Origin of the sequence: Halalkaliarchaeum sp. AArc-GB (genome assembly GCF_031432225.1) — an archaeon.
Taxonomy (GTDB): Archaea; Halobacteriota; Halobacteria; order Halobacteriales; family Haloferacaceae; genus Halalkaliarchaeum.
On the sequence record NZ_JAVKGM010000013.1, the window covers coordinates 16957 to 31899 of the forward strand.

Genomic DNA, 14943 nt, shown 5'->3' on the forward strand with positions numbered 1-14943 from the left:
TCTTCTTAATGGGGGATTGGAATTGATATTGAAAGCGAAGATAGAGATACATTCTTACGCCGGCGGTCAGACGAAATCACCGACTACCGGCAAGGGAAGATCAATTAGTTCGCTCTAATTTCCAACTCGGTAAGTGGACTGAGTAACTCAGTTATATACGATCTATCAAGACTCTCCGGAGCATTGTACGTATCACACCCGTATTGATACACACAGAGCGGGCAGCCGTCGTCACAGTCACACTCGAAGTGCTCATCTATTAGGTCGACTGCCTCGTTGAAGTTCCGGAATTCCCCATCATCCTCTTCGACGAGCAGGCGGGTGATCTGGGCTCCCCCCTCTTGTGAATCGAATAGATAGAGCGCGTCATCGTCAACACTCTCGGTGAGTTCACGGACGTCTACGCCTCCGAGATACTGAAGCGCCATACGGAATCCGTGAGTCAGGGCGTGTGCTCCTTCACCGTCGTCCTCAACGAGATCGACCCGCACCCCTGCTGTCGAATACGCGTACCCCAGGCGGACGAACTCCGAGGGATTCTCGTATCCGTCCGGGTCATGGTCTGGGTCAACCGTACACCGGGCTTCGTGTTCGTCCTCGTCACGTACGATGATCCCATCACACTCGTCGTGCCCACAGCGCTCGAACAGTGTCTCACGACCGTCGACCTTCCCAGTGGTGTATTTCGCTCGGTAGGAGGTGGAGTGCATGAGTACATCCATCTCCCCGTACTCTAGCGTTCCGACGCAGTTGCCGTCATCGTCGACGAGATCAAATGCATCAACGACATCGAACGAGAGGACATCTGTCTCTCGTTCCGAGAACGTCCCTTGGATCTGTTCGTCGGACTCTCGGTAGACCTGTCGAGCTCGGAACCCATCTCCCGTCGATGGAGACAGGTCTTGTCGATACGCGGTAACCGAATCGAGGACAGTCACCTTTCGTGGTTTTAGCGATACGTTCGCATCGCATCTGCTACATGAACTCACGTCTGTCGAATACGAACTGTGACAGGCCGGGCAGACGAGTTCCTTTGCGAACTCGTTGGCTGCATCGGAATTCTCGATCGTCCTGCGTATCTCTTCGGACGCGAACTCGTCGTACTTCGTTCGGCAGACCGTGTAGGAAGCGTTGCCCTGCTCGTGGGCCCCACCGGGATGGAGTTCCTTGATCGCCATCCGCATTTCCCGACCCTGGTTGTTTCCTAACTGCTCACGTTTGTAGTCCTCCTTGACAAGCGTCGCGCTCACCGATGTAGCGACGGAGCGCATATTGAACGCGAACTTGCCGCCGCTGGCGGTCCGCATGAAGTCGCTATATTTCTCTTTGCGGATCTCTTGGAGGTGGTCATCGATGACGTTCTCTTGCGTCCGCAACCGGTCGATGTCCTCCAGCAACCGGTCTGCCTCGTCGGCATCGGTCGTCCGTCGTCTCGTTCGATCCAAGTCGCGACGGCGATCAGTGAGTTCGTCCAACTGGTCGTAGAGTTCGTTGGTGTACTCGAGATAGTGGTAGATGTACCGGTCGGAGAACTCCTCGACTGCCTCACTCACCAACTGGTCGAACTCGTCGGCCGCATGCCGGATCTTGCCCGAACACTCATCGGAGTCGCAGTGATCGTCCGCGGTCGAGGCACGATCCTGGTACCTGCGTCCACAGAGTTCACAGTAATCGTACTCGAGCATTCCCGAGAGGTAGTCCTCAATGTCGCCGCTGTAGTCAGTGACGAGCTCATCGAGGACTTGGATCTTCGGTCGACCCGTGTCCATCTGGAGGACGTCGTTGGTCTGTTCCCGGATCGCGGTGAGTTTGCTCCACCCCTGGGTCTGGGCCCGATCCGGTTTCTGCTCCCAAGTATCTCCGCCGGTGACCTTCGCCCGGTTTCCTTCGTATTCGATCTGCCAATCGATCCCGAAGTTCGCGGCGAGATAATCGAAGACCGCCCAGGAAAGTGAAACACGGAGGACCTCCTCGTTGTGTTCGTTCAATGGGACGTCTTTCGGGGTCGTATCGATGAGGTCGACCGGATTCTCGTAATAGTAGTAGTCGATCGGATTCCGCTGGCTAACACTGTGAATGAGAGCGGACTTCGAAGACCGACCCGCACGTCCAATCCGCTGTAGATAGGCGTTCATATTGGGTGGTGTCCCGTACAGCAGGAGCGAATCGAGCGCTCCGATGTCGACTCCAACCTCCATCGTCGGGCCGGACGAGAGGAAGTGTGGATGTTTGCCCTCTTTGAACAGATACTCGATGTTCCGTCGTGTCTGTTTGTCGGTGAGCCCGTAATAGGTGTCGGCCCACAACAGCATCAACCTGGCATATGTAGCCCGATACGCCCGATACGAGAAGCGGGGATGATCCGGGGATGCGGCTTCCGCCAGGGAGGTGTCATAGGCAACGGCATCGTCTGGGACCTGATCGAAGTAGCGTTCGAGCGATGAATACGACTCTTGATGACCAGGGCTGTACGCGAGGCCGTCGTTCCCGCCTGCAGCAGTAATCTCTAATGCCGTGGGAGATATCGATATCCACTCTTCATCATCTCCGGATTCGAGGATGTCGCTACTCAGCAAACTTCTGAGGACCGGCGTTGGGTTCGATAATCCACTCTCATCTCGGAGTGTATCGCGATGGAGCCTGTTTCCATTCTCGATGAGGGGACGGATCAGCGCTCGCTCGTCGCTGTCGAGGTCCACCGCCTGATCGAATCGGACGTCGAGCACGCCATCCTTCGAGAGGGGCCCATCGTGCTCGCGGAATCGTGGGTTGTACGAATGAACGATCACCCGCCGCAGTAACCGGTCCTTGATCGCGTTTTCCGCCTCCCAGTTACGTCGCTCGCGTCCCTTGAGTTTCGCATAGAGTGATACCTGGCCTTCCTTCACGTCGCGTGTCGTGGAGAACTCACTCTCCAACGTCGATATGGATTGGAAGGCCTCCTCAAAGACATCTTCCAGCGGGATCCAGCCGTCTGTCGCAGTCGCCGGAGTCACGAGGAGTTGATCGAGTAACGTCGACGCCTCCGGTTCGTCGAACTCTCGACGAAGGTTCTCCATGTCCGAATGCGCGTCGGCAAACGAGAGCATCTTCGCTGAGTCGAACCCCTCATCCTCAGCCACTGCTCGGAGGAGGTACTGTGCGGTGGTCACAGCGAGGTTCTGCTGACTGTACGTCAGCTCATCGTACCGTCCCAGGGTGTACTGTCGTCCCGCATGGTAACACGGGACCCCTGCCCGGAAGTTCGTCACCGAACGGAGGCCGCCTTCCGAATCGTACGTTCCGTACCCATCTACGTCGACAGTTTGTTCGACGAGTTCGGGCGAATCACATCCGCACTCGAATCCGATCGCCACCACGTCCTCGCAATTGCGGCATTCGAGGCGGCGGCGAAGTTCGAACAGCCCCCCTTTTGCGAACGTATAGGAACCACACTCACAGGAGTCGGGCGGTGATTCCTGGAAGTAGACCCGTTCACAGTCTTTGTTCCGGTCGACCCACGGGATGTACCGTGTATTGACGACGGTGTTTCCACAGGCACACTCGATTTGTGGACCGTCCGTCTCGTGGTGCTCTCCGCATTCGGGGCAGTCGACTCCTGTGCTCGTTCGCTGCGGGAGTCGCTGTGACGACCCACAGACCGAGCAACTGTTATCGATGGACTGTTGATGTTCACAAGAGGGGTCAACACACACCGTTGTGGTCCGATCTTTTCGTGCAGTCGGCGCCCCACAGGCCTCACATGAGTCGCTCGTCGCTCGTCGCTCAACGTGTCCACAGTCACCGCATTCAAGCCACGGTCGGAAGGTTACACGTAGCGCCTCGGATTCCAGGCCGCGGGCAGCGCATCGCTGACACGTGTGTTCGTCCTCATATCTCCCGCCGTGCTCCGTCGGCGTGTACTGCTCGAGTTGGTTGCAGGTCGTACAGTACCATCCAACCAGGGCCTCCTCACCACAGTGATTGCAGTACGTGGCCCTGGTGACGAATCCGTAGCCACATTCCGTGCATTCACCTTGAGGTGCCCGATAGACCGCATCACACCGCGCACAGGAGTAAAACCCGTCTAGGGGCCACGAGAAGAGGTGACTCCTGTTCTCGAACAATCCGGAGAACTCACCGATCGTTTGGACGTTCTCAAGGACAGTTTCTGCATCCCCCTCGTCGAGATCGAACTTGGTGCGAAGGTCCTCAAGAAGTTGCCGTCGCGTCCTCGGTTCGTCCTGGAGCAGATCGTGGATATACTGGATACACTGAACCGCTGCTGATTCGGGATCTGGCCTGGTCAGCCAGTCAAACAACTCGTCACTGACGGCAGTGGACAGTTCCGTCTGACTCAACTCGCCGGCATCGTCGACGACGAAGTCACCCGGTTGGAGTGCTTCTGGAGTCCTGCTGTTGTCCCTCCCCATATCGACGAGTGCTCGTTCCTCGATCTCGGTTTCGAAGAGCGATTTCGGAACCGAGTCCGGGGTCGTCGTCTCCAACTCTCGTGGGTGCTCGTCGACGTGATCGATTGAGTCGACGCCGGCCACCTTCCGGAACAGTTCGTTGTGATTATTCACCGTCGCAGAACTGGCAATGACCTGTAAGTCGTTCCCCTCGGAACGAGCCTGTCGGATCTCACGTATCCGCTTTACCAACATCGAGGTGTAGCTCCCGAACAGCCCCGTGTAGGTGTGGACCTCGTCAAAAACGAGGAAGTCCGGTTCGTGGATGAACGTCTCTTGCTCTTCGGGCGCGTTGATATTCATCGCCCGGTAGTTGATCGTGTCTGGGTTGGTCAGGACGATATCGACGTCCCTGTTCAAAACGTCCTGTTTGGTGAGGTTGATGAATTCCAGCGGGACATCGTCCTCACACATTTCCTTGGTGGGCCTGACTTTCAGGCGGCCGGAGTCCGGTGACACGCGGAGATCCTTCGAACACCCCTGACATTTCGCGAGATCCTCGTTGTATCCGGGGCATTCGAAGAATTTGAACGAGGACCGAAGGTACCCTTCGGCACCTTTCCGTCCCTTGTCGTTAGGAGTATCTCCGTCGTAGATCCCGACGGTGATGCGCTTCCGCTTCGGGAGGTTCCGATTGATCTTGTAGAGATACTCGATGAGGCGTTTGAGTTGATCCTGTGCGAGCGCTTTTGTCGGATAGACGAGGAGTGCCTTGACACTATCCGGGTCAGTTCCCTCGAGATTCCCCTCGTTCGCGCGGAGAGCGTGATCCAGAATCGGGATCAGCCATCCTTCGGTCTTCCCCCGACCGGTCGCTGCGGTGATGAGGGTGTTGTTTCCTTGGCTCACCGAAGAGACAGCACGCTCTTGGAAGTCGTAGAGGCGCCGGAACCCGAGCGACGAGAACGCATCGCTAAGCAACGGGTGTAAGTTCGCCTCAGCAGCGAACTCCTCCCAACTCTGATCGCTCCAGTTCGGGATATCGAGGGCCTGCAGGAACGGCCCTCTCGACCCGATAAACGACTCATCGGTATCGGTCGCTTGGAACCGATGATAGACGTTCTTCGCGGCAGGTGCCTTGTTGCCGAGGACATACGACTCGTACGCTTCTTTCATCGCCTCCGCACGCTGTGCCGGATCCTTCATGAGTGCAGACTCACCTCCAAGGCCGACTCGAGTTCTTCGACGCCTTTGATCTCCTCGAGACTCGAAATCGAGAAGTCCGACAGATGGACTGTATCCTGGGAAGTGAATTGTTTGATCTCCTCGATCGTCTTATTGGAGAGATCGTGTTCCTCCTGGAACGGCTCCCATCCGTGCTTACCCGAGTTCTCTTCCCATTTCCGCTGGAGTTCGTCCCATCGTTGAGAGAGAACCGTCGGAGAGTTACTCGACTTCCAGACGTCCTGATTGAGGAACGAATAGATAGAGTTGATCAGGGACTCGAACTCGCTATGCTTGCCTCCAATGATCTGATTCAGTTGGCTGGCCGAATCGAGGTCATCCTCCCAGGAATTCTGATGCTCTCGTTCGATAATTTTGGTCACGGAATCTCGTGCACGTCGTAAGTCGTCTTCGGCTTCTGAGATATCGTTTATGTGGTCTGAGAGGCGCCTGTTCTCAGCGTCGGTGAGTAACGTCTCGTCGTCGATATCGACTGCACGTTTTGCGGCCAACAGGGCAGAGTCGACAGCAGTCGGTCGCGTCCCGTCGAAGACGTCCTCAAGGACTGCTACATAAAAACCGAGTTCCGATGCAGTGTCCTCGATCGAACTCATCTTTGACTGAAGCCGGGCCAGAGATTTCCTCGCCGACTCTGCCTGGTTGTCCGTATCTCGGGCGTTCTGTATTCGCTCCGCCTTCTTTTCGAGTTTCTCGATCCGCCGGTCGAGCATATCTCGTTGCTCCGTCTTCATGTTAGATCCCCTCGATCGTATTCAGTGCGCTCCCTCGCGCCTGTTGTACGGCCGTGAATTCAGTCGAGTCGCGGACGAGTTCACGAAATTCGTTCCCATCGACGTCTTCGTGATCTTCGAGTTCTCCGAGCATTTCGGACAGTGTCTCATACACGTTCCACTCGTCATACACGGCCCTGCTCTCGCTGTACCCGTACATGAGAGAGAGTATCTCTGCCCCGTTTTGTGGAGCTGCCTTGCGATACCTTTCGATGATCGACCCGAATTCCTCGATATCCTCGTCCGACAGACGAGCGAGAGTCGAAGATGCACGCTCCCACCGCTCCTTGAAATTGATATCGAGCGGCGCGATAGCTTCCTTGAGTCGATTGTACATCTCGGTGAGATCGTCGATAGTGTGAGTTGGACTGTAGAGTCCCTCTACGACATCGATATCTTCCTTGATCGTGGCGACATCGAACGTTTGCTCCAGTTTTCTGAGCGCGGTTGCGTAATCCGAAACGGCCTCGTACAATGCCGAGACTTGTACGTTGGCTTGATTTCGCGTCGTCCCGATCCTGTATGCATCGGGGATCTCCGATGCGGAGATCTTCGTGAGTGCGGCGAGATAGTCTTCGAAGTTCTCTGAGACGGACTCGATCGCCGGAGAAAGACGCTCTTCGTCCACGAAGTTCTGCTTAAGTAAGAAGAATCCCTGACACAGCAACCCGAGGTCCGTCTTTCGTGTCGACAAGTCGATGAAATTCGATCTGAGAGAGCCGACATCGAACAAGGGATCATCCTGTTTGAACGGAGACGTTTCAGGGACGTTGTATTCATCCGGGTCTCGCAAGAGCGTCACCCGGTCCGGAGAGCTCACGCCCTCTGCGGCGTTCTGCAGCAGGAACCGTGACATGACGAGGAACTCCTCGAGCGTCATTCCTTCAGGAAGTTCAGCTTCGAGATCGTCACGCATCTTCGACCGGAAATCGACGACCTTGTTATCGGCCCACGCCCGTACGGCATCGAAGTCTGTCCCCGGCCGGAATTCTCCATCGAGTCCGCGGATCATGAAGTTGAGCAGGAGTTGCTCATAGACGTCTTCACCGACGGCTCCATCCGGTTTGTGCGGAACGACTATCGCTCTCTCCTTGCTCTGATCTGCACCCCTGATTTCGACCTGTAAGTCGCCCCGCGCGTGATAGAATCCCGCTGTCCCATCGGTCGTCGCGTTTTCGTTCGCGAGTCGAGCCGGGTCGTAAAACGCTTCGAGCGCGGCCCGAACGCCCTCTTTGAGCCGATTAGAACTGGGGAAGTCTCCGCCGGTCCCGTACCAATCCTGGAACTGAGAGATCTTCCGGGAACGGTCACTTTCGCCATCTGAGTCTACTGTCGAGGACGTCTTTGTCTTCCCGGTCGTCGGGTCAATTTCACCTCCTGAGCCGGAGTCATCTTCATCGTCCGTCTCTTTCTCTCCCACTTCTCCAGCACCCGCTCCGGCCTCCGAGGGATCAATAGGTTTGAGATCCGAGTCGGGCACGGTCCACCCGATATCCTCGTAGACGACGTTCAACCGGACGAGGCCATCCTCGACAGTGGTTTCGTCAGGAATCGGGATGTCGAATGCCTCAAAACACGCCTTGGGGACGACGACATCACCATCGTCCATGCGACCGTACCACTTCGTCAGCGACCGGAAAGACGAGTCGTATCCACCGACCGCTGTGGGAGCAGAGAAGTCTCTGAGATATCCATGGTTCCTCACTTTCTCATGCGGGGGAACACTCGCTCGAAGACAGTCCCCGATCACGTGATAGAGAAGAAGCCGGGGGGTCTGCTGGAGATTGCCGTCCTCTTCGAGATGATCGTAGGCCCTGATGATGAACCGCTTGCTGAATGGATAGAGGTCGTCGAATGCATCGTCATCGATCGACGGATGCTCGGGGACGTCGGAGTGCGACTTGATCGCCTCGAGGTACTGTTCGACGAGTTGGATCGGCATCGCGCCCTCCTCGAGGAAATATGCCTCACCGTCTCTGTTCGTCATAACGAGGTAGCCGACCGCTCGCTGTCTCATGTACGAGAGATCGCCGACCATCAGCGCGTCATCCGCCTTCTCCGACTCCCACCCGGTCGTATACCCCAGTACGACATCGAATCCGCTCTGCATCGTCTCACCTCCATCACCGAGTTGGAAGATGTGATCCATGAAGTCGTCCTTCATGACGGTGAACGTGGTCACGTCTTCACAGATGAGCACGGGACGCTTCCCCTCCGCTTGATATTGGTCAGCGATGTCGATGAGTTCCCCTCGGAAATCCTCGATCCCGAGGTTCGTCATGAGTCGATCGTGAATCGCGGTTCGAATGCGGGGGAAGATATCCTCATCAGAGACTGACCGGCCGAACTTGAGAAGACAGATCTCGTTGAATTCCTCACGTTCGAGGAGTTCGATCCGCTGTTCGCGATCCTCATCCTCGACAGCTTCCTGGTATTCGTTGATGTTCCGCTCGAGAACACTCCGAAGATCCGGTCCGTTCGAGTTATCTTCGAGGAACTCCTCGAAATCGAAGTCGTTGTGGTCGTACTGATTCGACTCGAAGGCCCGTAGACTCGAGATGATGAAGTCCGCTAGATCGGCGGCATTGAGCGTCGCGATGTCTTGTACCTCATCGTACTCTGCATCGATGTGCTCGTAGAGCTTGTCGAGGATATCGCTGATGCGAGTACTGTTTCGGGAGATGTGGATCGCGACGTGCTCGTCAGCACCCCCGAGTTCGCCGTCACCGTTTATTTCATATTCGAGCCACTGGCAGAGGTGGCTTTTCCCGCTCCCGACTTCGCCCTTGAGCATGTAGATCCGGTTTTCATCTGATGTGGGATCCGACTGAACGATATGATCAAAGATCTGTTCATCGGAGACGAAGTCGCCATTGTGGCCGATCAGACTCTCCGCACGTATCTTCCGAATCGGGATATGTGTCTCGAGGAAGACATCTGGTGACTTCTGTTGCGACTCCTGCTTGATATAGTTCGAGACGACGTCGTCGTCCCACGTTTTGTGGAAAACACTCATGGGTTCATCCTCCGTTCATTTCGGTCAAGCGGATACCAGTACGTCGGCTTCTGGGGGAACGGCCGTTCGATGTTGAATGTCGAAATTCTCCGTGTTCCACCGTTGGGCATCGGGAGTTCGACCACGTCTTCTGTGTCGCTCATCGAACGAAGGGTGAGGACCCCATCGTCTACCATATTTGCTAGCACGTCGGCTACGCCGACGCTGACTGTAGGGATGTTTAGCGACTCGGAGAACACACCGAGGAATTCCGAGTCGATCCATTCCATCGCTCGAGCGAATCGCTTCGAGTCCTCGCCGTTCTCGTTGTACCAACTCAGGAGTTCACCCAGTAATGGTCGTGCAGGGGAGGTCATGACTTCGTTCTCACCGTCTCCGCTAAGGTAACTCAAGGCGCCAACGTGATCGGCCAGGTTCGCCCACATCCGGAGTTTCTCTTCCCGCCAGGCAAGGTCGAACAAGTTGGTCTCGTCTCCCTTTGCAACCTCCAAGAGTTCCTCGAGCGAACACCTGCGGGTATCCTGTTTAGCGGTGATGTCGAACAGGTATGAGAGGTGGTACTGCTCTCCCTCTTGCTTTCGAATGTGGGCGAGTAATCGGGGCTCAAACGACTCGAGCTCAGGATAGAACTCGTCGTTCGTGAGGGAGACGACGTCCGTATCGGAAATTTCGATCATATCGATCGCCTCCAAGAACCGGAGACAACTATCGATATGAACTGTGTTCGTGTTTCCCGATGCGAAATCTGGCCTGCCGAATCGCTCTTCGATATCTGTTTCTGTTACGTCCTGACCACCGCCGACGAAGGTGTAGATCGACTTCAGTTCAGCCCCGCGAACAGTACTGTACCCTGTGAGGAGTTTCGACGGTTTGTCGTCGTTGTACGTGTATTCAGACATTGTCGTATTGCTCAGCGTTCATTTGGCGCTGTTCGTCCAATCTGTCCGCTCGGAATCCACATCGGGTCAGCATTTCGTCCATCTTGTTTGCGATATCAGTGACGTCACCACGCTCGAGCCACGACCGGAGGGTTTCTCGGATCCGCTCCGTGTATCGCTCGAGTACTTGGTCGAGGTCGTGCTCTACGAAGAAGTAGAGCGGTTCCCATGCCGGACTGTCTGGTGGGATCCTGTCGTAATCGAACAACGAGAGCAGCGTATCGCCTTCCAGCCCATGTGACCGATGGTGATCCGAGACCTGATGGAAAAAATAGTTTCTCGTCGTCGTCATCGGTATCGCTGAGTCGAGTTGGGTCTTGACGTATTCGTCCACGAAGTCCGGATACCGGACTGTAGTCACCGGACCATACTCATCGGTGATCGGTCGACTGGGTGAGATTGCTGGGGCTTTCGGCGCGGTAGAATCCGTGACGAGAATATAGATATCGTCTTCAGATCGTTTTCTGAGCAGATCCTTGACGATGTGTTGCTCACCAGTATATGGAATTTCGTGTCGCCGAACCTCCGTCTCTTTCAACCCCTTCTGACTCACCACGTGAACTAACGGGAACAGTTCATCTCGCTCGTACAGTTCTTCCGTCGGTATGAACTCGTACTCCACCATTCGAAAGCCGTTATCCCACAACGGTCGGTGGAGGAACCTGGAGAATCCCAATTCCTTGAGTAGGGGAAGACTCCGCAGTTGCGCCCGCTCTTCATGCGTGTGTTGGCCTACCTTGGGGTCGTTGAGGATCACGAACGTCGCCTCGTTCCCTCCAGTTAGTTCTGACAGTCTATCGCACACGAGAGGTGGTAGTATTCTACAAGCAGTAATATATAAAGCTTGATTCTCAACAGTGAGGCTCTGTTGAAATCCTTAGGAAGTGATATATTCTGACCAGTTGCGATCAATACAGACGGTGGGCTTACCGTCTCCTAACGTCACCTGATAGTACATGAGCAGGGAAAGGGAGACAGGACCGAGCGGGAAAGACACAGGAATAGGGATGGCGATTGGACTTGCGATTGGGGTCGCTATCGGTTCTGCTACGGATAATATCGGACTGTGGCTCGCTATCGGAGTGGCACTTGGTGCTGCAATTGGTGCCGGACTGAGTAACCGGGAATAGAACTGTATAATTCTTGATTGCGGAGTAGGCAGATCTACTGACCGGCTGTTTCACACGAAAACCTATCTGAAGAAGAGGATTTCAACAGAGCCGCTCGCTCATGATGTTCCAGGTATCGTTCTGTTCCCCGAACAAGGAGGCGAGATGGAAACAAGCTACCGCGACGATAAACGCCAGGATTTACTGGTTCGTGAAGTCGCTACTCGGCGGAACCCACCCGGATTACCGTCGCAGAAGCGTTCATCAATGACTTGCGAATGACGCTGTCCGAAGCCATCGATCTACCATGACGTAGAAGCGATTCGGGGGTTAGTCCCGCTTGCCGATCTATTCCCTGCCTTCGACGTACTGCAATACTTCTTCGATCTCGGCTTGCTCGAACTGCGCGTCGGTGACGTACGCGAGGTAGTTCGTGTGCTCGTCCCCAGCACCGTACTGATCGTCATGTTAGTCTCAAAGAGCCGACCAACGATAGGATGGATTGAAATAGGATTGGACGTAATCCAGCGCTGGTGAACTAACGCTGTGAAGTTCTACGTGCCCGAGTGGGAGGACGCGGTCGATGCCCGCTACGATTTTGTCCACGATGAACTCTCTAATCTGGACAAGCAAGAGCGGGAGCGTCACTTCATCTGGGACATTTTCGACTACGAAACGACGCCGATTGACGGCGTACTTATTTCTCGCGAGCAGGTGGAAGATAGTCAGCGCAAGTACGACCGAGTGACTGAGCACGGCGTCTACGATGACCCTCAGCTTACCATTCCAGATTGGCTCCCGACGATCAGCGACTGTGGAGCATGGGGGTACAAATCGCTCCCATTTCCTCGATACGGGAACGACGATATGCTGGAGTTCTACGAGGCACTCGACGTGACCGTGGGAGTCACGATCGACCATCTCGTGCTTGGCTCCGGGAAGGAGAAGGGGCGTCTCTATCTTGATAAGCACGCTTTCCATCCAGACTTCACGGAAAGTGATCTCCCCGAAGAGCTCACCGAGCAAGTCGACATCATGGTCGATGAGTGGCCCGCAGAGTGGCCTGATCTTGTCGAGCGGTACGACGATTCGATCTACGGCGTATCCGCAGTCAAACCTTTTACTCACAAGGATTTCGAGGGGAGCGTTCAGGGAGTTCTCCAACGCATGGATCGTGACCCTCGTGCAGTCTATCGAGAAGATGATAAGCAGGATAGGTATGAGATGACGCTAGAGAATGCGGCCGAGATCCGTGAGCTCTACGATAATGGGGATTGGTCATTTCACCTCATGGCTGCATTTCAGGGATGGAATCCGACCACCTACGGCGAGGCACTGGACGAAGTCCTCGAGATGGGTTATCAGTACGTCGGCATTGGTGGCGTTGCTGGGAGTCAACTCAAGCAGGTCGAGGAAATTGTCACAGAGGTAGGGCACCGAATAACAGAGTTCGAGTCAGAACACGAGACACGGATCGACACCCACGTATTTGGGTTCGCAAAGACGGATGGCTTCGAGACAGTCGGTCGAGCACAGATGTCCTCGATAGACAGCGCAAGCATGCTCCGAGCAGCGTGGACAGGCGGAAACAATTATCACTTGAACCCTGACGAGCGTTTCGATGCCATCCGCGTTCGGTACCCGAAACCCGGTGACTCTCTTGAGATTGCCGTCAAAAAGTCAATGCTCGGTCAAGAAGTGTTGCATGCCTTGCGCGCTTTTGACGATGAGGACTCGATTTCGAGACGGACCCGTGGCTGGTACGCGGAAGCGGACCTCGTGCTTGACGCACTCGTTGACTACCTAGAGGAACACCGGCATGATGAAATATACGATGCGAGGCTCCTTCGGAAGATCACTAGCGAGTTCCGTGATGATTTCGAGTATGGGTGCGAGTTGCAGGCGAGTTTCAGTGATGATCTCAGAAAGCAACTTGTGAAACTGCTGCGTGTCGATGACGCTGACGATCCAGTTGATTTCGACGAGTATATTGAGATTATTAACACCGGTCGAGAGGTTGCTGAGGGATTCCCTCGAACTGCAGATCGCGTGGAAGCACTCGAAGAGAAGTCCGGGGAGATGGCGACGTTTAAACAGGTCTGGACGGTGTTAGAGAACTATGCTGTATCAGACTTAGTTGATGATCAGAATCTGCTTGAGGGATACCGGAAGACGCTTCGCTCTCGTCCGTGGGATCGGTGTGACTGTCCGATTTGCGAGGATTTGGGTATTGAGGTCGCCATCTTCCGAGGGAATAACCGGAACCGACGCCGCGGATTCCACAACACGTATCGATTTTATCAACAGTTCAAGCGTGATCTGCCGAAGATTCTGATCGTGGCTCCTGCTGATAGCTCCCTATTCGGCCGAAACACCGTGGAAGGCTACCTCACGGACATGTACGGGGAGCTCTGGGATGCGGTGCATGATATTCCGGTTGCGGAGATTGGTGTCCTTGATGCGAATGGTGTCCATGAGTGGTGGGAACCCGGCCCGTCGAGTGTCTCTCTCGATCCTTCTGGGATCTCAGAAGAACTTGAACGAAAGGCCGGCCGTTACGATACGATCCTCTACTATGATCCTGACGGGGAAGCACGCTTTGATATCGATAGTGTCGAGATAGTGGAAGATCCGCAAGAGGTTCGAGGTCGGACTCTGGAAAGGCTGGGATACGATTCAGATCCTGTCCCGAGCAGAGACATCCAGATCCAGTTGGGGGAGTTCTGAATGCGGATCCTGATTATCGATCAGTGTTCAGGGACAAAATCTCATCCGGAGGACTATCCAGTCGTCAATCAGGAAGAAACGAAATCAGAGGATCCAGAGAGTCTCTTAGAGAGTCTAGGTATTGAGGGGATTCGAGCGAAGGATCTGTATGATGGGAAGCAGCAACGCCGAATCACGGAGGCAATCCATGCGCTTACGACAAAAGGTCACAACGTGGAGCGATTCTTTGTCAGTGCGGGTTTCGGACTCGTCAACGAGGACCAGCGTCTGCCTCCGTACGAAGCCACATTTAATTCAATGTCTCAAGCGGAGATTGCTGAACGGGCGGAACGGTTTCAGCTTACTCAGCGGGTGAGAGAACTGATTGATAATGGGGGCTTTGATGTCGTTTTTCTCGCTCTTGGGGCGAAGTATTACGACACGATCGATCTTAACGGGCTTCTCAGTTCCACGCCGGTAGAAACGACTGTCGTTCTGTTTAATCAGGAAGGAATTGAAGAGGGATACGAACAGGTCATTTCTGTACCTGCACGAACCGAGGAAGGCAAACAATTTGGGTCAACGGTAGTAGGTCTGAAAGGGACTTACCTCAAGAATTTCTCTGCTGCTCTCTGTGACTCAAAAGACTCAGTCACTCCTGATGAAGCGGCTGAGTACTGTCAAACGGACCATTCAACAGGTTCTCAATCCGGGATAGACAACTACTCTTGATCGGCTTTTGAACCTATATTGTGTAGCCGCTAACGT

The 14943-nt window shown here is 54.8% G+C and carries 7 protein-coding genes; 2 read left to right on the forward strand and 5 right to left on the reverse strand.

Features of this window, described 5'->3' with window-relative positions:
- Positions 1–104 precede the first annotated feature (104 nt).
- Genes RH858_RS12060 through RH858_RS12080 form a run of 5 tightly spaced genes read right to left on the reverse strand, consistent with a single transcriptional unit; the run spans position 105 to position 11117 of the window.
- Positions 105–5597 carry a DEAD/DEAH box helicase gene (locus tag RH858_RS12060; protein WP_310561974.1) on the reverse strand — a complete coding sequence of 1831 codons (5493 nt, stop codon included), beginning with the start codon at positions 5595–5597 and terminating at the stop codon, positions 105–107.
- A complete protein-coding gene (locus tag RH858_RS12065; protein WP_310561975.1) occupies positions 5594–6367 on the reverse strand; it encodes a hypothetical protein in 774 nt (257 codons plus the stop codon). Before RH858_RS12065 ends, RH858_RS12060 begins: the two co-directional genes overlap by 4 nt.
- 1 nt (position 6368) lies before the next feature.
- Positions 6369–9422 carry a hypothetical protein gene (locus RH858_RS12070; protein ID WP_310561976.1) on the reverse strand — a complete coding sequence of 1018 codons (3054 nt, stop codon included), beginning with the start codon at positions 9420–9422 and terminating at the stop codon, positions 6369–6371.
- A complete protein-coding gene (locus RH858_RS12075) occupies positions 9419–10321 on the reverse strand; it encodes a hypothetical protein (protein WP_310561977.1) in 903 nt (300 codons plus the stop codon). Before RH858_RS12075 ends, RH858_RS12070 begins: the two co-directional genes overlap by 4 nt.
- Positions 10314–11117, reverse strand: a complete 804-nt coding sequence (locus RH858_RS12080) for a hypothetical protein (protein WP_310561978.1) — start codon at positions 11115–11117, stop codon at positions 10314–10316. Before RH858_RS12080 ends, RH858_RS12075 begins: the two co-directional genes overlap by 8 nt.
- Before the next feature lie 898 nt (positions 11118–12015).
- Between RH858_RS12080 and RH858_RS12085 the strand changes: the two genes are divergently transcribed.
- Together RH858_RS12085 and RH858_RS12090 are read left to right on the forward strand one after the other, a co-directional pair.
- Entirely contained in the window at positions 12016–14196 is a 2181-nt protein-coding gene (locus tag RH858_RS12085; RefSeq protein ID WP_310561979.1) for a queuine tRNA-ribosyltransferase tRNA-guanine transglycosylase, read from the forward strand.
- Positions 14197–14907, forward strand: coding sequence for a DUF6884 domain-containing protein (locus tag RH858_RS12090; RefSeq protein ID WP_271969658.1), 711 nt, complete (start codon positions 14197–14199; stop codon positions 14905–14907).
- Positions 14908–14943 lie beyond the last annotated feature (36 nt).